This is a genomic window from Bacillus sp. JJ1566 (assembly GCF_036962685.1).
GTDB lineage: Bacteria > Bacillota > Bacilli > Bacillales > Bacillaceae_L > Ferdinandcohnia.
Map to the genome: position 1 here is coordinate 120,176 of NZ_JBALOP010000003.1, position 25,277 is coordinate 145,452.

The following is a 25,277-nucleotide window of genomic DNA, read 5'->3' on the forward strand; positions in this document are numbered from 1 at the left end:
TCTCACGGCAATCGGGCACGATTCATACGCTTGCGTTACCCCTTTGCTCTAGCATTTTGACAATCGGGTACGATTCACTACCCCAACCCGTAAAAAACCAGACGGATTCCCCCGTCTGGTATCACTCATTACATATCTTCCCCACTTGGCTGAGTTGCGTCTTTGATAGATGACTCGACCTCAACTTCATAGCGTTCTTTCTCTTCTTCAGTCCAGTTAAAACGTTCAGCCATGTGTGCAACAATCTGTTTTTTCCATTGGTTGACCCAATCAATATTGAAAAACATTGCTCCAGTTCGTCGAATCAAGAAATCGATTGGTTTTGTGACCATTTCATACTGGATTCCATACTCCAAGGATGCCAAGATGTGAAGTGGAAGACCCACTTCATTTGCTTTATCCTTTGATTCAGCCATAATCTCTTTTACAATATCAATGTTTGAACCATATAAACGTGTGAGTTTTTCTGCCTCCTCATATGTGAGCTGGAACTCTTTTACTAACTGCTCCACTTTTTCAGCGACAAACCCAGGATATTTTTTCGATCCGCCAACGCTTCCTCCTGAAATCGCCATATCCTTTGTTTGACAAGGCTTAATCCCAGTAGTCCCTTCTTCCTCTAATAAATTCCCAACTTTATCTACCACGGTTTCGGCCATTTTCCGATAGCCTGTTAATTTCCCACCTGCGATTGTAATCAACCCTGAATCAGAAACCCAAATTTCATCCTTACGTGAAATTTCAGAAGGGTCCTTGCCTTCTTCATATATTAATGGCCGTACTCCAGCCCAGCTAGATTCGATATCGGAATCCTTTACTTTTACAGTTGGAAACATATAGTTAATTGTATTCATCAAATATGTCCGGTCCTCGGCTGTGACGGTTGGATGTGCGGTATCTTTGTCATAAAATGTATCTGTTGTTCCGACGTATGTCTTTCCATCTCGTGGGATGGCGAATACCATCCGTCCGTCTGGTGTATCGTAGTAAACCGCCTGTTTTAACGGAAATTTAAATTGGTCGATTACGATATGAACACCTTTAGTGAGCCTTAATACTTTGCCTTTTTTTGATTTATCGGCTTCACGCATTGTATCAACCCATGGTCCTGTTGCATTAACAATTTTTTTAGCAAAAATTTTATATTCTTTACCAGTCAATTGGTCGACCACTTTTACACCTTTTACCTTTTGATTTTCATAAATAAAGGATTCGACCTTGGCATAGTTGACAGCTTTTGTCCCTTTTTCGATCGCTTTTTTCATGACCTCAATCGTTAGACGTGCATCATCTGTCCGATATTCAACATAATAACCGCCACCTTTAAGACCATCCTTTTTTATGAGAGGTTCTTTTCCCAGTGTTTCTTCCACACTCAACATCGATCTTCTTTCAGACTTCTTCACTCCTGCTAAAAAATCGTAAACACGAAGACCGATTGATGTTGAAAACTTTCCAAAGGTGCCTCCCTTATGAAGTGGCAACAGCATCCATACAGGAGTTGTTACATGTGGGCCATTTTCATACACAATCGCCCTTTCTTTCCCTACTTCAGCTACTAAACCTACCTCAAATTGTTTTAAGTAGCGAAGACCACCGTGCACAAGCTTTGTAGAACGGCTGGATGTTCCGGCCGCAAAGTCTTGCAATTCAACAAGAGCCGTTTTAAGTCCGCGAGTTGAAGCGTCAAGCGCAATTCCGGCACCCGTGATTCCTCCACCAATAATAAATAAGTCTTGAACCTGTTTTTCCATGTCCTCTAGGATGGAATTTCTATTTATATTTGAAAACTTTGTCATTTATTCCCACTCCTTGAAGGTAGAAAAAAAGAGACCACAAAAGACATTGCACATATAGTGACAATGCTCCTGCGGTCTCTCCCTAGTCTCCTACCGAATTATTAACTTATCTTTATCATAGCATAGATATTATTTGAAACCAAGAGCTGCTTGTACTGCCTTTTTCCAGCCGTTATATAATTCTTCACGCTTTTCTTCAGTCATATTAGGTTCAAAGGTTTTGTCAATTGCCCATTTACTTGCGATTTCGGATTGATCCTTCCAAAAGCCAACTGCTAGTCCCGCTAGGTAAGCGGCACCCAATGCTGTTGTTTCATTAATTTCTGGTCGTTCCACAGGCACTCCTAAAATGCCACATTGGAAATCCATAAGGAAGTTATTTTTAACCGCCCCACCATCGACACGCAATTTTTTCAAGGAAATGCCTGAATCAGCTTCCATTGCAGTCAAGACATCCTTTGTTTGGTAAGCGAGTGATTCTAAGGTTGCGCGTATGAAATGTTCCTTCGAGGTCCCACGTGTAAGGCCAAATACAGCTCCGCGAACATCACTATCCCAGTTCGGAGCACCAAGTCCTACAAATGCCGGAACAACATAGACTCCATCGGTTGAGTCAACCTTCTTGGCATACCCTTCACTATCTTTTGCATCTTTAAACATACGGAGCCCATCACGAAGCCACTGAATCGCTGAACCTGCGACGAATATACTTCCCTCTAAAGCGTATTCAACTTTGCCGTTCATTCCCCATGCAATTGTGGTTAACAACCCATGCTTAGATGGTACTGCTTTTTCACCTGTATTCATCAGCATGAAGCAGCCTGTGCCATAAGTGTTTTTTACCATACCTTTTTCATAGCATGCTTGCCCGAAAAGAGCTGCCTGTTGGTCTCCCGCTGCACCTGCAATCGGCACCTCTTGACCAAAGAAATGGTAGTCAACGGTTTTGGCATATACTTCTGATGATGGACGAACCTCAGGTAGCATCGACTTTGGAACAGTTAAGTGCTCCAATATCTCATCGTCCCATTTTAACTCATAAATGTTATACATCAATGTTCTGGAGGCATTTGAATAATCTGTAACATGAGCTTTTCCACCTGAGAGCTTCCAAATAATCCAAGTATCAATCGTTCCAAATAGCAGCTTGCCCGCTTCGGCTTTTTCTCGCGCACCCTCTACGTTATCTAAAATCCATTTTACCTTTGTGCCTGAAAAATAAGCATCGATTAATAGGCCTGTCTTATTTCGGAATGTTTCACTTAATCCGTTCGCTTTTAGCTCCTCACAAATGCTAGCAGTTTGCCGAGACTGCCAAACGATTGCGTTGTACACGGGCTGACCTGTTTCCTTGTCCCACACAACCGTGGTTTCACGTTGGTTCGTAATCCCGATCCCAGCAATTTGATCTGCTTTTACATTAGCTTCTGATAATAATGATGCCATGACTGATAAAATCGAGCCCCAAATCTCATTTGCATTATGCTCCACCCAGCCAGGCTTTGGAAAAATTTGTGTAAACTCTTTTTGTGCAACATGCACGATTTCTCCTTTTTGATTGAACAATATAGCCCGTGAACTTGTGGTACCTTGGTCTAATGAAAGTATGTATTTTTCCACTTGATTAGCCCCCTAAAAACATATTTCTTACTTAAAATTAACACGCTTACATATTTTTGGCTACCTGCTAATGAATAAAAAAACACCACTCTTTTAAGAGTGGTGGGTACATTAATTGTTTTCGATTTTCTCAATTAGTTCCTTTAATTGAACCGCAGCCATCGATTCCAATCGATGATCCACTTCACAGAAATCCAAATCCTTTGTCACCTGGTTAGGTACAATCACACAGTACATTCCGGCGCGTTTCGCTGCTAATGCCCCATTTGCGGAATCTTCAAAGACAAGACACTCTTCCGGTGACACACCTAAGCATTTAGCTGCTTCTAAGTATAAAGTTGGGTCGGGTTTTACCTTTTCAACGTCATCTGAGGTACGGATGCACTCAAAGTAATCAAATAAGCAAAGATTTTTTAAATGAGTAGAAACCCAATTATAATCAGAGCTTGATGCTAGTCCGATTTTTAAGCCTGCCTTCTTTGCAGCCGATAAATACTCCTCTACACCCGGCAGTGCCCCTTCATTCTTCATTCGTTCATTAAAGCGATTGCGTCTTAACTTGGTCAATTGCTCATGGTCTACTTTCTTCCCAATTTGCTCCTCTAAAAATGTAAGGGCATTAAATCCAGCTTGCGTTCCAATGACTTTGCCCCACACGGACATGGGAAGCTCTGAACCATGCTCCTGAAAAATTTCATTTAATACATTGTATTCATTCGTTTCTGTATCATAAATTAATCCATCAAAATCAAAAATAACCGCTTTTATCAAAAAATCATCTCCTGTTTATCTAATTCCACCTACTATTATAAGGAATTATTAAACAAAGTCCATTTTCCCCTTTTTTTCAATAGACACATTTTGTTCACAATATCTTCACATCAAGATTTTACATTTTACAATCGGCTGCCGTGATAATATAATTGGTGAGTATACTTATGTGGAATGAGGGATTCGATGAACTCTAAAAAAAATGAAAAGGTGCTAGAAACATATTTATTTATTGCTTTTGCTGCCGCATTGATATCCACGCTTGGTAGTCTTTATTTTTCAGAAATCCAAAAATACGTACCCTGTGAATTATGCTGGTACCAGCGAATTTTCATGTACCCTCTCGTTATCATTTTGGGAATCGCTATTTTTAAAAAGAATTACTCAATCGCACTCTATACCTTTATTCTATCTGTAATTGGTGGTTCGATTTCCATCTACCACTATCTTGTTCAAAAGGTGCCTGCTGTGGGTGAGAATTCACTCGCCTGTGGAATTGTTCCTTGTACAGGCCAATATATTAATTGGTTTGGTTTTGTAACGATTCCTTTTTTAGCCTTAATTGGTTTTACAATCATTGCAATTACTAGCTTTATCACACTTAAAAAAATGAAAGAAGGGAAATAGATATGAAAAAAATTATCATTTTTACAGTTGTTATTGTAGCTCTATTTGGGGCGCTTGCGTATGTGACAACTTCACAAAACAAGCAAAAAGCTGAAGGGAATCCATTTGGTAAAGAAAAATTAGAGCCTGCGACAATTGCTCAGCTAGACGATCCAAACTATGGAAATCAAATTCTTCCAGACGAATTAGAAACTAAGTTAAAAAATGGGGAAACAATGACTGTGTACTTTTATGCAGCTGACTGTGTGCACTGTCAAAATACAACTCCAGTCATCGTCCCAATGGTAGAAGAAATGGGACTTGATTTGAAAAAATTAAATCTACTTGAATTTAAAGATCAATGGAACAAATATGGCATAGATTCTACACCTACACTTATTCACTTTGAAAATGGTGAAGAAGTATCACGCCTTGTCGGGTATCATCCTGACCACAATGATTATAAAATTTGGTTCGAAACTGCAATGGCTAGCTCAAAATAAGAGGAAATCCCTGCTCAAATTGGAGCAGGGATTTTTTGTAAATAAAGGCTACTAATACCTTATGTATTAAGCCAAATATTGATTTGCAGGCTTTGAATATTTACTTAACACTTCTGGATTGTTCACACTTTGAAATTCTTCGATGGTGAAAGGAAACAAATAACCGTAATCATTCAAAATTTGCACATTCTTTGCAAAAATTTCTCCATAGTTTTTCTGGTAGCCTTCTTCTTGAATCGTTTCTAAAACTGCAATAATCGCTTGAAGGCTTGAAATGACTTTAAAAGCCTTATCCAATGTTCGGTTATAGTAGACGTCTTCCTCTTTTGGCGCTAACACATTCCATTCTTCAAGTTTTCCAATATACTCATCCTCGAAATAGATTGGAAAAATAGAAGAATACATGTAATCGATTAGCTCCGTAATATGAAGTTCCTGCACCGGAGTTGATGCTACTACAATTTTCAATGTAAAACCCACCCTTGTATACCCATAATAATAAGATTAGAATACCATAGGACTCTTTGTTTTTGATACGGTAACTCTTTCCTCCATATCCACCTTTCTCTTTCATTCATTGCGTAGATTGGATATACTTTTAAAAGAAAAGTCGAAGTTAAAGGTGATTAAATGTTAACTAAAAGATTGGGAGAATGGTTTGAGGTTACAGTTCCTAAAGATTGGGAAAGCAAAACCATTGAAGAAGTTCTTAAAGATGAATGGTCGTTGCCAAAGCAAATGCTTCATCAATTACGTATGGAAAAAGGCGTGAAGTTCAAGGGGGAGACCAAACCTTGGAACACACCTCTCACACATAATGACAAGCTGCAGGTTCATCTTTTTATAGATGAGGATTTTGGAGTCCAGCCAGAATATGTTCCAGACCTACAAATTTTATTTGAGGATGACCACCTTTTAATCGCCAACAAACCTTCTGGAATGGACACCCATCCAAATGAAGACGGTCAGCTTGGTACCCTTGCTAATGCTGTTGCCTATCATTTCCAAGTGCATGGTGTTCAAACAAAAGTACGTCATATCCATCGACTTGATCACGATACAACCGGAGCGGTTATTTTTGCAAAGCACAAATTAGCTTCAGCTATTTTAGACCGCAGACTGGAAAAACGGGAAATCAAACGAACCTATCTGGCCTTGGTTCACGGAATCATCAAACAGAAAAAGGGAACAATCGATGCTGCCATTGGTCGAGATCGCCATCATCCAACACGCAGAAGAGTATCCCCGACAGGTCAAAAGGCAATTACGAAATTTAAAGTCCTTCAAACATTTTCAACTAAAAACATGACTTTAGTTGAGCTTGAGCTTTTAACAGGGCGCACTCATCAAATTCGGATACATATGAGCCATCTAGGCTACCCGCTCGTTGGGGATACCTTATATGGTGGACAACCAATTGTTCCACGCCAGGCGCTACATGCTGCTCGAATAAGTTTGGAACACCCGTTTACAAATGAAAAAATTATGTGTGAGGCACCTTTCCTAGATGTCCCACCCATTTTTGAAAATACCACGGTCTAATTTCACAAAGCTTGGGTCTAGTACACATGCAGGAATTGCATTTTTCCTGTATAATTAACTTTATTCAGCAGAATTCCCTTCTTATAAAGTAGGGATGAATAAAAAAATTAAATAATTCGGTTGGGGTTCATACCTTGACTGAATAAAGTTAAAGCCTCCGGCGAATGCCACGATTTTTTAAAGGAAATTTTTCGAGCATACGATCAAAAACTAAATACGCCACATCCTGTGGCAACGTCTTTGTGACCCACATCGTGTGGGCCTAAAAAAATAGGGCACAAATACGCCAATGCGTATTTGATTAGAAGTAGTAGTGAATAAGGAAAGGAGTTTGCCATTGCAGGACTTACTTATTTACGTCATCTTGGGTCTTTGTATTGGAGTAATGTCCGGCTTTTTTGGTATTGGCGGTGGATTTATTCTAACGCCAACGCTAATCCTAATGGGCTTTTCTCCAGTTATCGCGATCGCTACAAGCTTATTGTATACAGTTGCTACCACACTTTCCGGAGTGGGAGCACATTTTCGACTAAAACATATTAAATGGGAAACTTCCATTATTATCGGAATAAGTGGGGTTATAGCTACTCAGCTTGCACATCCATTTGTGATTTTCCTTGGACAATACAACCTAGAAAATACTGTAATTCCATTGATGTATTTAGCACTTACCTTATATTTTTCAATTTCAATACTTTTAAGCAAATCTCCTACTAAGGAACAACCAACTAAGAAAACAAAATATTCTTATGTAAAAATTGTGTTAATTGGGCTATTCGCTGGGTTTATTTCGACGGTATTAGGTGTAGGCGGTGGCTTCATTATTGTTCCATTATTAATGGGCGTGCTTGCGTTTCAGCCAAAATACGCAGTTGGTACAAGCCTGCTAAGTGTATTCATGATTGTTGTAGCAGGATTTACTACCTATGCATCAACTGTCCGACTTGATTATGGAGTTATTGGCAGCCTAATTGTTGGTGCACTTATTGGAGGACAGCTTGGCGCAAGAGTTACGAATGTATATGGAGATAAACAGGTTCGCTTGTTTTTAGCTGGTCTATATATTGCAACTGGAGTGAGTCTCGCATTTAAGCTTTTTCATTTAGACTTTGTCGGTTTGCTCATTCTATTTACCTACTGCTTATATATGCTTTTACACTTCTTCATTCATACTCTTAAATTCCATCACAAGGAAAAAGAAGCTGGATAAAAAAACTAAGTAGTTCAGTTTTTGTGGAGAAAAATAGAAATAACAGTATAAATAAAGTGCTAAATCGCATTGGGTTTAGCACTTTATTTTTTGTTGGTGTAACGAAAATAGTATGTGTTTTGAACTGAAATTAACTTATGAAATCACATTATCATTAACAGTGTGACAATAACTATTGTCAACGTACTAATTGTAATGCGAATTGGGGTGCTATTTGGTATGTTAATTAATAATTATCGGAGGAAAATTCAGAACTTGGTGAGAAATAAGATATAATTAGAATAGAACTTGTAAAATAACTAATTATTCTAAATAGACGTGTTGTTGTTAAATTAAAATTTAAGCGAAAGGATGATAAGCATATGTATATGACTATTTTTATCATTGCATCCGCATTGGTGTGGATTGCAGCAATATACGAACTAATTAAACCTTCAGAAAAACAAAATAACAAAATAATAATAACCTTAACTACTTTTGGTACTTTATCGACATTATTTATAATTGTTTCATTTTTCAAAGGTTTATTTTAAAAGAATCCGTTTCTTTCGTTGAAGAAAAAAATACGAATATATGAAAAACGCTTGGAATAATTCCAAGCGTCAGACTGTAGACAAACTCGAAAAATTTCGAGTTTGCCTACAGTCTGCAACATCCTCTTGTATAGAGAATGTTGTTTTTTGCTATAATTTAAGCAACGAAAAATCTGTTTGAGGTGACATGATGAACTTTTATGATGAAGTATTGAAGAGAAAAGATGACCTGCTCCACGATCTCCAAACCATTTTAAAGATTGAAAGTGTGAAGGACCTAGAAAGCGCAACCAAAAAACGTCCAATGGGAGATAAAATTGGTGAAGCATTGGAAACCATGCTTTCGATTACAGAGTTTGCTGGATTTAAGACAACAAATATTGATGGAATGGTGGGGTATGCAGAATATGCCCCTGCTAAAGCAGAAGATTACATTGGAATCCTTTGTCACTTGGATGTTGTTCCTGCAACCGGCGATTGGGTGTCACCACCATTTGAACCAACGATTCGAGATGGAAAAATGTATGCAAGAGGTGCCATTGATGATAAAGGCCCAACGATAGCTGCCTATTATGGACTTAAAATCGTGAAAGAGCTTGGCCTCCCTTTAAAACATAATATACGCATCATCTTTGGAACCGATGAAGAAAGTGGCATGAGCTGTATGAAAAAATATGTTGAGGTCGAAAAAGCGCCATTAGCTGGCTTTGCACCTGATGCGGATTTTCCTATCATTCATGCTGAAAAAGGACAAATCAATGTAAAGCTAGGACTACAAAATGTCACAAACAGTGAAGATGGAGATCTATCTCTCCTCTCCTTTGTTTCAGGTGAAAAAGGAAATATGGTGCCAGATGTAGCCGAAGCCGTTATTAACGGCCAAAACGATACTCTCGTTCAGCAATTTTTGAAATATTGTAAGGAAAAAGGAGTCGTCTATTCCTATTCACAGGATGGAAACCAAACAATGCTCAAGTTAGTCGGGACTTCAGCCCATGGGATGGAGCCTCATAAAGGGGTTAATGCTGCACTTCATTTAGCTTCATTTCTACAGCAATATTCGTTTGAAGAAAGCGCTAATCATTACATACAATTTATCTACAAAACGCTCTATAACCAATTTAAAGGTGAAGGTTTAGGAATTGATTTTTCAGATGAGATTACGGGTCCACTTACCGTGAATGCTGGAATCTTTACATTTAAGAAGGATGTAATTGCTGAGATTCACTTAAATATTCGTTGCCCGGTTGAGACAAATTACGAAAATACAATCGAACAATTAACGAAAATTATAGAATCCTATAGCTTTAAGGTCACTTCCCTTGCTAGTAAGGAACCACACCATGTTCCAAAGGATTCTCCAATGATTCAGACCCTACAGGAGGTGTATGAAGCAGAAACAGGTGACGAACCTACGCTTTTAACAACTGGTGGCGCTACATATGCACGCTTTATGAAAAATGGGGTTGCCTTTGGAGCTGTATTCCCAGATAAACCAATGACCGCTCACCAAAAGAACGAGTACATTGAAATCGATGACTTATTAAAAGCAACCGCTATTTACGCACACGCAATTTATCGATTGGGTAACTTGTAAATTATAAAAAAAGAGGTGTCATCCTTATTAACATATAGGTTGATACCTCTTTTTTGTTTTCTCCATGATTGTCCATTACCGATTCTGCATTCCTTCATAAAATACAGTAACTTTCATATGAAGGAGGTGTTATTTATGAGCTATGATGGAGGCGGACGCAACAACAACAACTTTGTGTTAATCGTGGTTCTGTTTATCCTATTAGTCATTGTAGGAGCTTCTTTTATGGGCTACTAGTCCATATGTTTTAAACGCATCCACCGCGTATCCCTATAATATCTCCTCTTTAAGGTGTTTCAGAGGCGGAAACCTCTGAGACACCTTTTTTTATAAGTGCATATCTAGCCAATTGATAACATCTTTGAAAACTTCCTCTTTATTAAGTTCATTTAAGATTTCATGCCGGCTATTTTCATATAGTTGGACCGTTACATCCTTGATTCCTATTTTTTTGTACATATCAGCAGCTTGGAGTACTCCTTTTGAATAGTTACCGACAGGGTCTTTATCCCCAGCTAAAAAGTACAACGGTAATCTTTTCGGAATATTTTCATTTGCGCTATGGTTATTTACTTTTGCTACTCCCCCAACAAGGTCATAGAAGAAGCCAGCCGTGAAAATTCCACCACAAAGAGGATCCTGAATATACTTGTCTACTTCTTTGTCATCCCTTGAAAGCCAATCAAATTCAGTTCGATTTGGACTGAAGGCTTTATTGTAGCTACCAAACGTAAGCTTGTTCATAAGCGGACTCTCGGTTGTCTTTCCTTTCCGCTTCATTTCAAGCTTGGCAATTCCAATTCCAACTTTTCCAATGAGACCTGGGTCTCCACCGGTTCCTGATAAAATGACACCCGCTAATTGATCACCATGTGTTTGTATGTATCTTCGCGTTAAAAAGGAGCCCATGCTATGTCCGAATAGAAAAATCGGTAGATTGGGATAATCTTTTTTGATCAAATCTGTTAGCTGAAGCATATCTTCAACCACTTGCTCAAACCCATTTTCCTCCGCAAAAAATCCTAATAGTTTTGCGTTTGAGCCTGTTTTTCCATGCCCGCGATGGTCATTTCCATATACGATGTAGCCTTCTTCGATGAGTACCTTTGCAAATAAATCATAACGTTCAATATGCTCTGCCATGCCATGGGCAATTTGAATAATTCCTTTTGGATGTGTGTTACTTTCACCCTCCCACTTTTTACAAAATATCGTGACACCATCATCAGTTAAAAATGTAAAATCCGTACTCGTCATCACCGTGGCCTCCTTTTACGTCTATTATATTCTGATTATTACAATATAGATATGAAAAGGTATTCACTATTTTCAGTCAATGCCTTTCGTGTTTCCATTTTTTATGCATATAATAGAAGTAGTATGTTAGAAAAATAGATGAGGGGAATGAACAAAATGAGTTCTTTTATAGTGAAAGGCACCTGGACCGGAAATAGAAATGGAGAGGGTACGATTACCACAGATGGATTGGAAACAGCAGTCTCTGCTCCAAAGCAGCTTGACGGACCTGGAATTGGCGCAAATCCTGAAGAATTGTTAATTGCTGCCGCCACAAATTGCTATATGCTTACCCTTGCTGCCATCTTGTCAAATCGTGATCTTGAATACACTCATCTTGAGGTTGAAACTGAAGGAACCGTTGGCAAGGATGGAAAGCGCTTAGTCTTTGAAAAAATTGTTCATAAACCAGTTATTTTTGTAAATCAAGCCGATGAAGAACTTCAAGAAAAATTGATTCAACTTGCGCACCGTGCAGAAAAAGCCTGTTTTATCTCGCAAACGCTCAAAGGCAATGTTGAGATTACGGCTGAACCGGTTGTACAAGTGGTTGGATAAAAGTATTTCAGATTACCTCTTGTAGGGGAATTCCTTGCGAGAGGGATTTTTTATGTGTCTGGGCAAAATTAAGCTAATGGCAGTATTTCTTGGATAGTGACAGTATTTCTTGGATAGTGACAGTATTTCTCAGATAGCGACAGTATTACCTTGATTAGTGACATTATTTTGGCTTTCGAACGTATAAAAGATGAAAGGCAGTGCGTCCACACACTACCTTTCTCTCAAATTATCTCCTTAGTGCCTGATAAACTTTTAAGTTTGAATAAATAACCTCTAAAAATGGAGTTTCAATTCCTTTTTCCTGGGCAATTATATATAAATAGCCTTGTAATTGATCAGCCTCAATATCTAAACCTTTTTCCATATCACGCTGCATCGAAGATTTCATTTCAAATGTCATTTGGTTCGTTGTTTTTACATGTTTTTCCTCAATATCTTCATCAATTGGTGCACCGAGCATCCTCATCACAGAACCAATTTCTTTAAATAGGCTTAAAATAAGCTTTTGCCCATTCTGCTCTTCACGGATTGGACCAATCGGTGATCTCATTAGAGTTGTCACACCTGAAAATCCGGTGATGAACATGTATTTATGCCACATTTCCCGTATGATATTGTCACTTAATTGAATATTTGTTTTTGTACCAGACATAGTATCTGCTAATGTTGAAATACGCTCTGTTCTTTCCCCCGAAAATTCTCCAAATAATAAGCGGTGGTTAGGGCTTGTCTGAACAATTTTCCCTTCATCATTCAGGGTTGACTCGATAAAACATAATCCACCTATTACATTTTCTGGATTAAACTTAGACCTTAATACATCCACATGACTATAGCCGTTTAATAACGGAAGAATCATCGTGTCTTCGCTCACATATGGTTCAATACTATGTAAAGCACCTTCAAGATGATATTGTTTTGTAGAAAGAATAATTACATCAAATGGACCAGCTTCTTCACCTGACTTGATTGTCTTCGGCATGAGTGTCACATTTCCATGGATACTCTCAATTTGAAGTCCACGTTCCTGTAATTGTTTTTGTCTATTTTCGCGGACTAAGAAGGTTACATCTTCTCCCTTTTCAAGAAGTCTTCCTCCAAAATAACCGCCAACTGCGCCTGCACCTACAACTAGTATTCTCAAAGCCTTGCAACCCCTTTCATTTTGAAACTATCAATATTATATCAAAAAAAGGCCAGCTGCGCTGACCTCCTAACGACAATCTAATTAGATACATAATTTGCTGCGGAACGAACTTCGACTTGAATCGAACTAGCGGTTACAATTGTTTTCAAAACAACCGGATATGGACGATTATTCGCAAATTTAAAGTCCAAATATGGGTAAGCAACTGTTGCATCGTGCCCGAGTGGAACATATCCAACAGGTTTTGAATGATGGTGAAGCTCAGTGATTTCAAGGCCCGCCTTTGCAACTGCATTATAAAGAGTACTTGAAGTTTGGCATATTCCTCCCCCATACCCAGGGACAAACTCCTTATTAATAATGACAGTCGCTAGCGCATATCCATTTTCCTTGGACCCATTTCCAACCACATTGTTAAAAGAAAAATGATCCCCAGGTCCTAACACAACATCGTTAACTTCAGTTGCTGACTTTGAAATATTAAAGTTTCTTCCGGTTACAGATGGATTGAAATAGGTTGTAAAGCTTCCAAGGACAACTTCATTAATGCCCTGAACTTGATCCTGTGTCACATTTGGATTGGTTTCCTCAATCGGCAGAACGACCTGTTTATTAAAAATGGAATTATCTAGTATTCTAGTAACTAGCTCAGCTTCTTTTAATATCATTCGGCTTTCCCCGCCCTGTAATTCTCCACTACTGCTTAGTTTTACTGGTTTCATAGGACGGTCTATTGTAGCAGCTAAGTCACTAGCTAATTGTGTAGCTTTCGCTTTTAATTCTTCTTCATTTTGGAACTCATCTCTATTCAGAACTTCGACGACACTATTATCACGAGGATCAATAATGGAAATTTCACGTGTGTCAAGTACTTGCTTTGTTTCAATCGTTTCAATAGGTGAAACTTGATGAAGCTCCACGCTCACTGGTTCTTTTTTCTCGATGAGACTGCACCCACTCATTAATAAAACACCTAATAATAATGGTAATGTTGTTTTCTTCAATTAACTCTCTCCCAATGTTTAATTGTCTTTGTTTCTTTTAGTGGACAATGTTACAAATATTAAAAATGGTTAACAAAAGAACTCACATAGGAATTTTATTTATGAAAACAGAATATATTCCTATTTGCTTCAAGTTCTTTAATTGCCTTCTCATACATGGGATATAGACTAAGATGATTGGAGGATAGAAGCGATTGTATAGTGAATGTAGAAGTTTTACGAAAGATGAAGGAAACCTTTTTCACCTCATTAGACGCGAGATAGCTTGTATATGTTACTATTTTTTGTAATATTTGTCATATTTTTATTATACATTCTTTATAAAGAACGAATCAACTAAAAAAACTGCAATCAACCAACAATTGATTGCAGTTTTTGTGTTAATTGGAACCACAAGAACCGTCCCCCTGGTCCCCTTGGGAAAGTTGTTTTGATTTTTGTGTACAGCTTTCCATAGCAGCGATGATGCTTGTGCGGAACCCTTCTTTTTCAAGGGTTGCAACTGCTTGGATGGTTGAGCCTCCTGGGGTGCAGACATCATCCTTTAGTTCGCCTGGGTGTTTTTCAGTTTCTAAAACCATTTTGGCTGCACCTAAAAGTGATTGTGCGGCAAGCTTGTACGCTTGTTTTCTGGGAATCCCCTGCATAACAGCGCCATCTGCTAACGCTTCGATAAACAAATATGCATAAGCTGGTGACGAACCACTTACTGCAGGAATGGCATCCATAAGTTGTTCATCAATAATCTCAGCCTTTCCAAACCCTTCAAACAGTCGAATAATTTCAGATAGATTTTCAGTCGTCACATTAGAGTTGACGGAAAGAACACTCATCCCTTCGCCAACTAATGAAGGGGTATTTGGCATTGATCGTACAGTCTTCATTAGTCGTCCAAACTGATTTTCAATAAAATCAAGAGTGATCCCAGCAGCGATTGTTATTATAATCGTTTCTTCGTTTACAAGTTCTTTAACCTCGTTGATTACTTCGGCATACAAACCTGGTTCAACGGCTAAAAATAAAAAGTCTGCACGTTCTGCAACCTCTTTATTGTTAAGCGTTGTTCTAATTTTATATGTATTTTCCACGAATTGAAGGGTTTCCTTTGTTTTTGCACTCACAATTATTTGATGTGGAGCTGCGACCTCAGAAGCAATCATTCCCTGGATCATCGCTTGAGCCATTTTTCCACACCCTATAAAGCCAATATTTCTGTTCATGTTGAACCTCCTCTTTATTTTATTATAGAGAAAATATGAAGATAAAAAAACTGAGGCGCTTATGTACATACTTTTTAACATAACGGACAAACTAATCCAAAAAAAGAGGTGAAAACAATGCAACGATTTGAAAGACTCCTTGACACCGTGTTTGGATATACGGGTTGGCATGATCTCACAAACACATTGACTACGAGGGAACAAGAAATGGCTTATTTGTACGAAGAGGAAGATGATGACAATCCCGTCATGTAACTCATTAGGGGCTTTCCAATGATGGAAGCCCCTCGTTTTATGTACGATTATAACAATGGCAACTTACAACATGGTCATTTACCATCCCAGTTGCTTGCATAAATGCATAGCAAATCGTTGAACCAACAAATTTAAACCCGCGCTTTTTTAAATCCTTGCTTAACCGGTCACTAATTTCCGTTGTCGCTGGTACGGCGTCCAAGGTTTTAAAATGATTTTTAATCGGTTTTCCTTCAACAAATGACCAAATATATGTATGAAAGCTTCCATACTCTTCAACAACACGAAAAAACGCTATTGCATTTGTGACAACCGCATTGACTTTTAACCGATTTCGGACGATACCTTCATTTGATAAAAGTTCTTCTATTTTCTTTTCATCATATAAAATGATTTTTTCTGGATCAAAATTGTCAAAGGCTTTGCGGTAATTTTCTCGCTTTTTTAAAATGGTGTACCAGCTAAGACCTGCCTGTGCACCCTCTAAATTCAAATACTCAAAGAGCAAACGGTCATCGTGTACAGGGACACCCCATTCATGATCATGATAGTCCATATAAAGAGGATCCTCATTCACCCAGCCACATCTTTTCAAAACTCTCCCACCTTTTTCAAACTAGATAAGAAAATTATAACAAAGTGCGGGGAATAAAGGAGCCTCATCTTATTTCCGTTAATCCCTCATCTCAGCTAGCCATTCCTGATAGCATTCTTTACATAATGTTTCTTCGCGCTCCCCATCTACATTCACAAATGCAACATAGTGAAATCTTTCTTTTTCGAAAGCATCTTGGCAATAAAAGCAATTTGTTGTCATCTATTTTACCTCCAAAATGATTAATGTTTTTTCTTATTTTTATCCATTCTCAAGGAGTTTTTTCAAGTTAATAATATCCAAATTCGAAATGTGAAGCGCCTTAAAAAGGAACATCGACTAACTTCTGCCACAGGTTATTTGACCTCAAGGGGCCAGGAACTGCAGCTGGACAAAAATAAAGAGCCAGCGTTTGCTGACTCGTTTATTACACTTCTATATATTTATCCTTATCAATTCCATCAAAGAAAAAGCTTCTTTGCCCAACTGAAAATAGCTGGAGTTCATGCATTGCCCGTGTACAGGCTGTATAAAAAAGCTTTCGCTCATATTCTCTTCCGTACACTTCATTTGAGGCGTTATAAATAACAACTGCATCAAACTCGATTCCTTTTGCTAAATATGTTGGCAATACGAGAATACCTTTATCGAAATGATACGTTTCCTGATTCATTAGACGAATAGGTATTTCATTCCTCAACGCATTGAAAGCTTCCTTGCTCTCTACTTCCGTTTTACAAATCAACGCAATCGTTTCATGTCCCTTTTCCTGAAGTTCCTTTATTTTTGTTAGGACTTCTTTATTAAGTTCCTCTCTCGTCTTCACTTCTTTGAATAATGGAAGCCCCCCAGAACGGTTAAATGGCTCAATTTCACTCCCACCAAATACAACACCTTTTGAAAAATCAACAATCTCCTTTGTAGAACGATAGCTTTTCTTCAATTGAATGAGTTCAGATTTATCTTTCTCATAAAGCTCAGGAGATAGCAATGTTGGTGCATTCAAGGAATGTGCATAGATTGCTTGATTATAGTCTCCAAGTATGGTCATGCGACAATTTGGAAACAGCTGCTTCAAATATTCAAATTGGAATGGTGAATAATCCTGAGCCTCATCGATGAACAATTGGCGAATGCTTGTATTTGACTTTTTTCCCTCAATTAAATCTTGTAAATATAGAAATGGAGTAGCATCCTCATAATTCAAGCTGTTTTGTTCCAATTTTTCAATTGTATATGAACAAATTTCACTCCAATTTCCTGTTATCTTTTGCTCTTTCGTTTTTAAAAATAATTGCTTATAGATTCCTTTACGATCAAGATATTCAAGCTTTTTGATGGCTACTTTTATTGGTTTAAAATGCTTTCTGACAATTTCTTTTACTATTAGTTTTTCCTCACGCTCATAATCATTAAAAGTATCTTCGGAGAACTCCTGTTTTTTCTGTAGTTGTTTAAAGATTTCAAGATGGTCCTCCTTATCCATCAGTTCAGCTTCCTGAAGAACCCAATCTTTTTTACGTTCTTTACGCTCGAATTTGATTACTTCTTTCATCAGCCACTCTGTGACCTTCATCAATCGATTCGGAATTGTAATGGCTGAATCTAATGAATAGAAATACTCCCCAATCAATTCCTTTGAAATCATTTTTTTCTTTTTAAACACAATGTCTTTAAAAAGAAGACCTTGATTTTCAAGTTTTTTTACATATGAATCAATGAGTGCCATGAATTCTAGATTCGCTTTGACGTGAATAGCTTTGAGTCTTACATCAAAATCGGGTTGATCCATCTCTGTTAATAAGTATTCCATTTGTGAAAATGGATCTTCTACATCAAAAATTCCCCCTAACCGATGTTCGACATATTCCTGAAAGGTTGATTGTTGCATATTTTCTTCCCCAAGCTCAGGTAATACCGTCGCAACATAGCTATTAAAAAGGGGATTCGGTGAAAAAAGCATAATATTATTTGAGCTTAGCTGTTCACGATAACGATATAGTAAATAGGCAACCCGCTGTAAGGCAGCTGATGTTTTTCCTGAACCAGCAACACCCTGTACAATTAAATAACGGCTTTTTTCATTTCGGATGATTTTATTCTGCTCACGTTGAATCGTTGCAACGATGCTTTTCATTTGTGTATTGGCATTATTGCCAAGTACCTCTTGGAGCATCTCGTCCCCGATTGTAACCCCTGTATCAAACATGCTTTTCAGCTTGCCATTTTTTATAATGAATTGCCGTTTTAATGACATTTCCCCTTCGATTGTTTCAAAATGGGTTTCATACTTTGCTGGGCCCGGATAAAAATCGTAGTACATGCTTGAGATTGGTGCTCTCCAGTCAAAGATTAAAAAATCTTCTTCGTTCTCATCCAATAATGATGCAATTCCAATATATATTTTTTCTTCGCCTGTTTCCCCATTTTCGTCAAAGTCAAATCGACCAAAATAAGGGGATTCCTTCAGTCTTTCAAGGATTTTTATCTGCTTATAAATCTGGCGATGATTTCTTTCACGTTCACCTAATAGCTCGGACTGCTGTTTTATACTTTGAAATGTTTCAATGACGTCATCAGGTTCATCAAGGTTGACAGTTACATCTTCCCAAAACGCTTTTCGAAGATCGACAATTTCACTTTTAAAGCCTCCCACCTTCGAATCGATGGCTGTTTTCTTACTTTCAATAACCTTCAACACATCTTCAAGTCTGTCTTGTTCCTGAATCCAGTCTGTATTTTGCTCCTCCATGAACACCACTCCTCGTATACGTGAACTTCTGTCTCTACCTATTAAAATAATAAAAGTTGACAATCATTATAACTTGTTGTAAACTTATAATAGGGTATATTGAACGCATTTACTTACACAATTCAAAAAAAAGACAGAACAATGATATCTTACCATGTTGTTCTGTCTTTTTCAATGTCTTTTAGCTATTTTCCCTCATATAATCCAATGTTCCTTTAATTCCTTCTTCATAAGGTGTTGCAGGTAGAGGACCAATTTCCTGCTCATATTTTGATCCATCTAACACTACTGGATCTTCCGTTAAATACAGCATCTCTACAACCTCTTTCATTTGTTTATCAAAAACACCTAAAAATCGAATCATCCCCTTAGTTACGGTTGAAACGGATTTTTGATAATCTAAATGACTGCGTACTATATTTAAAATTCTTTCTCCTGAAATCACTCCTGCTGCTGGAATGTTCCAGCTTTGCCCATATGCCTTATCATGTAAGGCAAGCTCGATAATTGCTTTCGCCCCATCAGGTGTATAAATATATTCCCGAGCATTTTGTTTATCCCCAACAAACATCCCTTTTTTATTTTGAATCACCTTATTAAATGTGTAGGTCAACATGGCATTTTCTGCGTTTGGTCCGTAAAAATCAGGAAAGTGTGCGATAAGAACTGGAATATTTGCTTGGAATGCTATTTGGCCAAGCTCTACCCGTATTTTCCCTTTTTTAGTATGAGGTTCTTTTGGAAATTCTTCATTGACTTTACTTCCATTTCCGCGACCGTAAGCGTAAATATTATCAACGATTGCAAGCTTGCAATTTGCTGATTCAGCCGCTTCGACAACATTTCTCATTAATGTTGGTTGCTTTTCATACCATTCGCTATAAGGGATATTAACCGCATGAAAAATAACATCAACATCTTTCGCCGCATTTATTAGATCTGTCTTATGAAACACATCTCCCTTCATGATTTCTACTTTTTTTCTGTTGTTAAAAAGCTTATCTAATTTTTCCTTGGTTCTTGCAAAAGCAATTACTTCAATCCCTCTTTCAACTAACTCTTCGACAATTGCATACCCCATACCACCTGTAGCACCTAATACTAAAGCCTTTTTCATAAAAATTCCCTCCCCTTATTAATTTATTAACCAGTGGTCAATAATATACAAAAAAAATAAATCCTTCCCCTTGGGAAAACAAGATCAAATGCGCCTTGGCGTATTTGCGCCCGATTTTTTTTTCCCACAGGAAGTGGGTCATAAAGACGTTGCCACAGGAAGTGGCGTACTTAGTCTTTGATCTTAATTGATCGAAATACTTCCTTTAAAAAATCATGGCATCCGCCGGAGGCTTTACTTTATTTCAGCAGAAGTAGAGACTTCTGCTGAAATAAAGTTAGATTTATGTAATCACCCAAAGCTTAATCCAAGGTTTCATTCCTGTAAATGAAAAAAATGCCCTTAAAGGCATCTTTTCTTAGCTTAATTTACCTCTCGTAACCCTTTTCCATCGAGAATGTCTTTTACCCCTTCTTCGCAAACGCCATAGGCACGCCATGAGCACGATTCACACACTGTTTGAATATCTGATGGGATGACATGCTTCTGAACTCGCGATTCGATGTCCTTCCATCTTAAAATTTGTCCGACTCGCAGTCCCATTTTTTCTAGAATCATAGCATCCCTATCATAGATAGAGATGTTTTGGCAGTGGTATTTACCATTGTTTGGGTATTTTTCACATAAATGATCCGGGCCATTTATAATCTGAACAAGTGTCATAGGGTTCTTTCTAAGGGTTTGATGGACAATCGTCATATTTTCTACGTATTCCTGTGAATAGCCCATTCCTCGGTAGCCTAAAAGGCAAAATAAATGATGACCGCGCAGTTTGTACATAATAGTCCCCCCTCCCCCTTTTTGTTAACCATACAAAACTATAAGTTTACATATATTCTATCTCATAATTAATATCATTGAAACCAAAAAACTTGTATTTTACGGTGTAATTAAAAAAGAGGTCAGGATTCGTCCTGGCCTCTTTTTTTCAAAATATTAATCTTGGTCATCAGCGTCATCAATTTCTTTTTTCAAAATTGTTCCGTCTACTGCTGATATTTTCAATTCAACTTCATTTCCTTCATGCTTCATTTCAATTTCATAATAGCCGTCATCGTCTAATTCGATTTCCGTGATTTTACCGGGAGTATCCTTTGTCGCTATAGCCACTGCTTCTTCCTTAGAGATTTTAACTGAAGTTGTATCAACCTCAGAAGTAACTCGATCGTCATCATCATCATCACGATCATCTTCTACTTTAACGATTTTACCAGTAGTTGCATTGATTACAACCTCAGCCTCGTCATCATGTGTACCTTCAAGCTCCACTTCGTAAACAAGCTCTCCATTCTCATGCTCTAGCTCAACCTCTTTGATTTTTTTACCTTTTACCTCTTGTGTAGCAATTTCCTGTGCTTTTGACAATGGAACCTGAGCTTCTTTTGAAAACGCACCGACTCCTACTGCTCCTCCTAATACAACTGCTCCAACAACTCCAAGTACTACTAGTTTTTTCTTCATTTTTGTTTCCTCCTTTATTTGAACTATCTTTATCTTAGACAATGAAAATGAGGAAACTCAGATAATAAAATGAGAAATTGATGAGAATCAAATGAGTTTTTCTAAGAATTAGTCCTCTAAAACAATCGTGATGACCTCACCTGAGATCGGATGAATTTGTACGATTTTTTCTTCTCCCTGGTTTGTTTCCACTTCGACAAAGTAATAATATTGCCCGTTTTCTTCTTCAAATTCAACCTCATCAACTACACCTTCTACATGCTGTAAGGCCAGATCAATCGCCTGTTTTTCTGTAATCTGTTGGACAGTCGGATTTGGTGTAGTTGACTTTGGTTCTGTTGGATTCTGTGGCTGCTTCATATTCTGGACAACATCAACAATTTCACCTGATTTTGCCTGTAATTTATAAGTCGCTTCTGTATCTCCCTTAATGACGGTCGCATAATAATAGGTTTGTTCTTGTTCGACTTTCTTTTCGATTGTTTTGATTTCTCCAGCTTGATCTTTTTCTAAAATATCCCGGATCTCAGACTCTGTCTTTTCCAAAGCTTCCTGAGAAACCTTTGTTAAATTTGAGATATCACCTGTTTTTCGGTGAACGTCAATTTCATAAATTCCGGAATCAATTTCAAACTTAATTTTATAAACATCGCCTTTTCGGCTCGCGTTTGTATTTTTTCCGCTATACATTTTTTCCACGAGGTTAATGGCATCACTTTCTGACAATGGCTCTGCAGACGTAAACGTTTTTGTCAGCTGCCAAATGATAATTGCTGCAATCAAGATGCCCGCTACAGCAAATAGACTATTTCGAAGGGTCCTTTTTCTCATTGCACTCACTCCATCATTTCTTTGAGAGGAAGTTCAAAAGTCGGCTGAAAATGACACATCGAATTTCACCCTCTTTTTGAACATACATTTGTAACTACTATACCTAATTTTTATGAGAAATTAATGAGAAGCCTCATCGGTAAGGAGAATATTGGCTGTAGTTCCTTCCCCTTCTATACTGTCGAATTGAATTTTTGCACGAATCGCCTCTGCCAATTCCTTTGCCAGCGAAAGTCCCAATCCGTAGCCACCTGTTTTCCTTGCTCTTGCCTTATCCACTCGATAAAAACGGTCAAACACCTTTTCCAAATCCTCTTTAGGGATTCCAACTCCCTGATCAATGATTTTAATGGTCGGCCTTTTTCTTTCCCGGCCGATTACAACTATCACAGGTTTTTCACTGTACTTTAGGGCATTTTCCAAAAGTATATATAAAATTTGCTTAAGCTTTTGTTTATCTGTTCTTACATCGATTTCTTTCTCCGCAACAACCGAAATTTCACGTTTGTACGCCTCACGAAAAGACCCAACGGACTCTTCGACAAGTTGGATAAGAGGTATAGTTTCAATGTGAAGCTTCCACTGTTCATCATGCTTTGCTAGTAGTAGAAGCTGTTGAGTTAATTCACGCATATGGACAGCTTCAGACTGAATCGCATCCACCGCTTCATGAAAAAGTATTGGGTCAGCTTGTCCTCTTCGTTTTAAAAGGCTAGCATATGAGTCAATTACGGTTAATGGTGTTTTTAACTCATGAGAAGCATTTGAGACAAAATTCTCCTGTTTCTCATAGTTCACTTCTAATAAATCCATCATTTTATTGAAGGTTTGTCCCATTTCATACAATTCATCTTTTGATTCCTTTGATAATTCGATTCTTTTATATTGTCCGCTTCTTCGAATTTCTCGCATCGTCTGGGTCATGGTCGTAATTGGCTGAGTAATAACGTTACTTAATAGCCTTGTTGAAACTAGAACCGGAATGGTTGCAATCAACGTGACAGCAAGTAAAACAAGACTTAATGTTTTTAAGTTAGTTGCTGTCGGCGAGAGGTTTTCAATCACCTGAAGCTCCGCTATCTCCCCATTCAACCAAATAATTGGATATGACACGAATGCATGTGGAGCCCCATTAAAATCAATGATTTCTCGTTGTTTCGTTTTATGATAGGTTGTTGGAAAGTTCTCCAAATCCTGTTGTTCTGGTACGACTGCCTGAGCCACTGTACTTCCATCTGGTCGTACTACTTGCATCATTCCATCTATGGGGAGATATGTACGTAGTAAAGCCCCAGCAGATACTGAACTACCTGCTTTAGATATACCGTTCATAGCACGTTCTGCCTCGGCTTCAGTACGATCCAATTCACTGTTAAACATCATGTGACTAAATGTAAAATAGGAAGCAATATTGATCAAAACAAGCAAGACGATAAACACAGCAGCCGTGAATAAATTAATCTTTTTTCGTAACTTCATTTCGTTTCCTTCATCACATAGCCTACACCACGTACTGTGTGGATCAATGGCAGGTCATATGGCTTATCCATTTTATTTCGTAAATATCGGATATACACATCAACTATATTTGTGTCACCGTAGTAGTCATAGCCCCAAACTGCATTTAATAATTGCTCCCTATTTAACACCTGGCGTGGATGTTTCATTAAATAAGCAAGTAAATCGAATTCACGAGGCGTCAATTCAATCGGATCATTATTACGTATTACTTCATAAGTACTTTCATTAAGTTTTAGGTCCCCTATACTTAACCAGTCATTAACTTGGTCTTCTCCAGATGTTCCCTGATTACGATTGTTGCGAAGTGCAACTCGGATACGTGCCAGCAATTCTTCAATTTGAAAAGGCTTTGTCACATAATCATTTGCTCCTAAGTCAAGGCCAGACACCTTGTCCTCGACAGAGTCTTTTGCAGTTAAAAGAATGACCGGTGTTGTTGCATTTGCTGCGCGAATCCGCCTTAGTACCTCAATTCCGCTGATGCCCGGTAACATGACATCTAGTAAAACTAATTCCCATGTTTCATCTAAGAACTTTTCCAGCCCTGAATTCCCATCGTATGCTTTTCCAGTTTCATAACCTTCATATGTCAATTCTAGCTCCAATACCCGTGCAATCTTCTCTTCGTCTTCCACAATTAAAATACGTTGTTTCTGCATCTCCACCCAGCCCTCATTTCTATATATAAATCTAGTTATTGCTCGCTATCACCATTTTACCCTAATACTGGTATCTCCTACACTAAAAGAAAAGTACCAATCATCACAGTTCTTTTTATCTATGGTGATTGGTACTTCATAAGAATCTATTCTTCTTCAATTTCTTCCTCTTCAGATCTTGGTCTTCTTCCCCAAAAGAATTCCCACGCATCCATTCGTTGAACTTCCTGCTCTTCACGTGATTCCTGTTCTTTGTTATCGGCCAAAACCGACACCTCCCAAATTAATTATCGTTTATATCCTATTCAAGTAGCTGACTTTTCGTTTAGGGAATTTGCCCATATACACTGAAAAATTCGTGATGGAAGTGTACACATAAACCATGTATACTTAAGATGTAAAAATTTTGAAGAGGTGATTGAAGATGGCTAAATCAAACGCTAGGAAAACGCGCGAGAGGCTTGTTCGAGAAGGAAAGAGAAATCCGGAAAACGGGAGAAGCCCATTTGCATTAACGGATATGCAAACAAGAATGACAAAAACGAAAAAGGATCACTTATACCGTACGAAACATAAGAACCAATCATTCGAAGGTGGAAATGATGGTTCTTTTTGTTTTTGTGGATGATTTTTCATAACCCGTTTTTTACCTAATAAAAAACACTGACACCAAAGTA

26 protein-coding genes are annotated in these 25,277 nt (G+C 38.0%); 9 read left to right on the forward strand and 17 right to left on the reverse strand.

Translation table 11 applies throughout. The features are described from left to right. Nucleotides 1-128 precede the first annotated feature (128 nt). From V7112_RS02935 to V7112_RS02945, 3 genes are all read right to left on the reverse strand, one after another. Nucleotides 129-1,799, reverse strand: coding sequence for a glycerol-3-phosphate dehydrogenase/oxidase (locus V7112_RS02935; RefSeq protein ID WP_335415181.1), 1,671 nt, complete (start codon nucleotides 1,797-1,799; stop codon nucleotides 129-131). A 129-nt stretch (nucleotides 1,800-1,928) separates the two neighbouring features. Next, on the reverse strand, nucleotides 1,929-3,419 hold the full coding sequence (gene glpK, locus V7112_RS02940; protein WP_335415184.1) for a glycerol kinase GlpK: 1,491 nt from the start codon (nucleotides 3,417-3,419) through the stop codon (nucleotides 1,929-1,931). Nucleotides 3,420-3,530: 111 nt separating this feature from the next. Further along, complete coding sequence (locus V7112_RS02945) at nucleotides 3,531-4,190, reverse strand: HAD family hydrolase (protein ID WP_335415186.1); 660 nt, start codon at nucleotides 4,188-4,190, stop codon at nucleotides 3,531-3,533. A gap of 186 nt (nucleotides 4,191-4,376) precedes the next feature. On the opposite strand from V7112_RS02945, the gene V7112_RS02950 reads away from it, so the two are divergent. After that, entirely contained in the window at nucleotides 4,377-4,817 is a 441-nt protein-coding gene (locus V7112_RS02950; protein WP_335415188.1) for a disulfide oxidoreductase, read from the forward strand. A 2-nt stretch (nucleotides 4,818-4,819) separates the two neighbouring features. After that, nucleotides 4,820-5,299 (forward strand): thioredoxin family protein, encoded by a 480-nt coding sequence (locus tag V7112_RS02955; protein ID WP_335415192.1) that lies wholly within the window; start codon nucleotides 4,820-4,822, stop codon nucleotides 5,297-5,299. 66 nt (nucleotides 5,300-5,365) lie between these two features. Here V7112_RS02955 and V7112_RS02960 read toward each other — a convergent pair whose 3' ends face one another. Beyond that, complete coding sequence (locus V7112_RS02960; RefSeq protein ID WP_335415195.1) at nucleotides 5,366-5,767, reverse strand: DUF5365 family protein; 402 nt, start codon at nucleotides 5,765-5,767, stop codon at nucleotides 5,366-5,368. Between the two features lie 162 nt (nucleotides 5,768-5,929). On the opposite strand from V7112_RS02960, the gene V7112_RS02965 reads away from it, so the two are divergent. The 4 genes from V7112_RS02965 (at nucleotide 5,930) to V7112_RS02980 (ending at nucleotide 10,418) form a co-directional block, all read left to right on the forward strand. Further along, nucleotides 5,930-6,841 carry an RluA family pseudouridine synthase gene (locus V7112_RS02965; RefSeq protein ID WP_335415198.1) on the forward strand — a complete coding sequence of 304 codons (912 nt, stop codon included), beginning with the start codon at nucleotides 5,930-5,932 and terminating at the stop codon, nucleotides 6,839-6,841. Between the two features lie 337 nt (nucleotides 6,842-7,178). Next, nucleotides 7,179-8,051: a sulfite exporter TauE/SafE family protein gene (locus V7112_RS02970; RefSeq protein WP_335415202.1), complete on the forward strand. Its 873-nt coding sequence runs from the start codon at nucleotides 7,179-7,181 to the stop codon at nucleotides 8,049-8,051. A gap of 723 nt (nucleotides 8,052-8,774) precedes the next feature. Further along, nucleotides 8,775-10,181 carry a dipeptidase PepV gene (pepV, locus tag V7112_RS02975; RefSeq protein WP_335415206.1) on the forward strand — a complete coding sequence of 469 codons (1,407 nt, stop codon included), beginning with the start codon at nucleotides 8,775-8,777 and terminating at the stop codon, nucleotides 10,179-10,181. 135 nt (nucleotides 10,182-10,316) lie between these two features. Continuing rightward, entirely contained in the window at nucleotides 10,317-10,418 is a 102-nt protein-coding gene (locus V7112_RS02980) for a YjcZ family sporulation protein (protein ID WP_335415209.1), read from the forward strand. A gap of 90 nt (nucleotides 10,419-10,508) precedes the next feature. Here V7112_RS02980 and V7112_RS02985 read toward each other — a convergent pair whose 3' ends face one another. Further along, the gene (locus V7112_RS02985) at nucleotides 10,509-11,438 is read right to left on the reverse strand and encodes an alpha/beta hydrolase (protein ID WP_335415212.1); all 930 of its coding nucleotides are present in this window, start codon (nucleotides 11,436-11,438) and stop codon (nucleotides 10,509-10,511) included. 156 nt (nucleotides 11,439-11,594) lie between these two features. Between V7112_RS02985 and V7112_RS02990 the strand changes: the two genes are divergently transcribed. Further along, nucleotides 11,595-12,035, forward strand: coding sequence for an OsmC family protein (locus tag V7112_RS02990; RefSeq protein WP_335415215.1), 441 nt, complete (start codon nucleotides 11,595-11,597; stop codon nucleotides 12,033-12,035). 229 nt (nucleotides 12,036-12,264) lie between these two features. On the opposite strand, the gene V7112_RS02995 is transcribed toward V7112_RS02990, so the two are convergent. The 3 genes from V7112_RS02995 to proC form a co-directional block, all read right to left on the reverse strand. Continuing rightward, complete coding sequence (locus V7112_RS02995; protein ID WP_335415217.1) at nucleotides 12,265-13,182, reverse strand: ketopantoate reductase family protein; 918 nt, start codon at nucleotides 13,180-13,182, stop codon at nucleotides 12,265-12,267. Nucleotides 13,183-13,262: 80 nt separating this feature from the next. Continuing rightward, entirely contained in the window at nucleotides 13,263-14,189 is a 927-nt protein-coding gene (locus tag V7112_RS03000) for a VanW family protein (protein ID WP_335415221.1), read from the reverse strand. 380 nt (nucleotides 14,190-14,569) lie between these two features. Further along, nucleotides 14,570-15,409, reverse strand: coding sequence for a pyrroline-5-carboxylate reductase (proC, locus tag V7112_RS03005; RefSeq protein ID WP_335415224.1), 840 nt, complete (start codon nucleotides 15,407-15,409; stop codon nucleotides 14,570-14,572). 117 nt (nucleotides 15,410-15,526) lie between these two features. On the opposite strand from proC, the gene V7112_RS03010 reads away from it, so the two are divergent. Then, a complete protein-coding gene (locus V7112_RS03010) occupies nucleotides 15,527-15,664 on the forward strand; it encodes a hypothetical protein (RefSeq protein ID WP_335415227.1) in 138 nt (45 codons plus the stop codon). 37 nt (nucleotides 15,665-15,701) lie between these two features. Here the strand turns inward: V7112_RS03010 and V7112_RS03015 are convergent, their stop codons facing one another. The 9 genes from V7112_RS03015 to V7112_RS03055 form a co-directional block, all read right to left on the reverse strand. Beyond that, a complete protein-coding gene (locus V7112_RS03015; RefSeq protein WP_335415231.1) occupies nucleotides 15,702-16,259 on the reverse strand; it encodes a DNA-3-methyladenine glycosylase I in 558 nt (185 codons plus the stop codon). Between the two features lie 78 nt (nucleotides 16,260-16,337). Continuing rightward, nucleotides 16,338-16,481, reverse strand: a complete 144-nt coding sequence (locus V7112_RS03020; protein WP_335415234.1) for a hypothetical protein — start codon at nucleotides 16,479-16,481, stop codon at nucleotides 16,338-16,340. Between the two features lie 205 nt (nucleotides 16,482-16,686). Further along, nucleotides 16,687-19,011 (reverse strand): RNA polymerase recycling motor HelD, encoded by a 2,325-nt coding sequence (gene helD / locus V7112_RS03025; RefSeq protein WP_335415236.1) that lies wholly within the window; start codon nucleotides 19,009-19,011, stop codon nucleotides 16,687-16,689. A gap of 181 nt (nucleotides 19,012-19,192) precedes the next feature. After that, complete coding sequence (locus tag V7112_RS03030; RefSeq protein ID WP_335415238.1) at nucleotides 19,193-20,128, reverse strand: SDR family NAD(P)-dependent oxidoreductase; 936 nt, start codon at nucleotides 20,126-20,128, stop codon at nucleotides 19,193-19,195. 363 nt (nucleotides 20,129-20,491) lie between these two features. Continuing rightward, a complete protein-coding gene (locus tag V7112_RS03035; protein WP_335415240.1) occupies nucleotides 20,492-20,908 on the reverse strand; it encodes a DUF1284 domain-containing protein in 417 nt (138 codons plus the stop codon). Between the two features lie 156 nt (nucleotides 20,909-21,064). After that, the gene (locus V7112_RS03040; protein WP_335415243.1) at nucleotides 21,065-21,589 is read right to left on the reverse strand and encodes a PepSY domain-containing protein; all 525 of its coding nucleotides are present in this window, start codon (nucleotides 21,587-21,589) and stop codon (nucleotides 21,065-21,067) included. 108 nt (nucleotides 21,590-21,697) lie between these two features. After that, complete coding sequence (locus tag V7112_RS03045) at nucleotides 21,698-22,420, reverse strand: PepSY domain-containing protein (RefSeq protein ID WP_335415245.1); 723 nt, start codon at nucleotides 22,418-22,420, stop codon at nucleotides 21,698-21,700. Nucleotides 22,421-22,540: 120 nt separating this feature from the next. Beyond that, nucleotides 22,541-23,899: a sensor histidine kinase gene (locus V7112_RS03050; RefSeq protein ID WP_335415248.1), complete on the reverse strand. Its 1,359-nt coding sequence runs from the start codon at nucleotides 23,897-23,899 to the stop codon at nucleotides 22,541-22,543. Continuing rightward, nucleotides 23,896-24,600: a response regulator transcription factor gene (locus V7112_RS03055; protein WP_335415251.1), complete on the reverse strand. Its 705-nt coding sequence runs from the start codon at nucleotides 24,598-24,600 to the stop codon at nucleotides 23,896-23,898. Before V7112_RS03055 ends, V7112_RS03050 begins: the two co-directional genes overlap by 4 nt. 424 nt (nucleotides 24,601-25,024) lie before the next feature. Between V7112_RS03055 and V7112_RS03060 the strand changes: the two genes are divergently transcribed. Then, nucleotides 25,025-25,228 carry a hypothetical protein gene (locus V7112_RS03060; RefSeq protein WP_335415254.1) on the forward strand — a complete coding sequence of 68 codons (204 nt, stop codon included), beginning with the start codon at nucleotides 25,025-25,027 and terminating at the stop codon, nucleotides 25,226-25,228. Nucleotides 25,229-25,277: the final 49 nt, after the last annotated feature.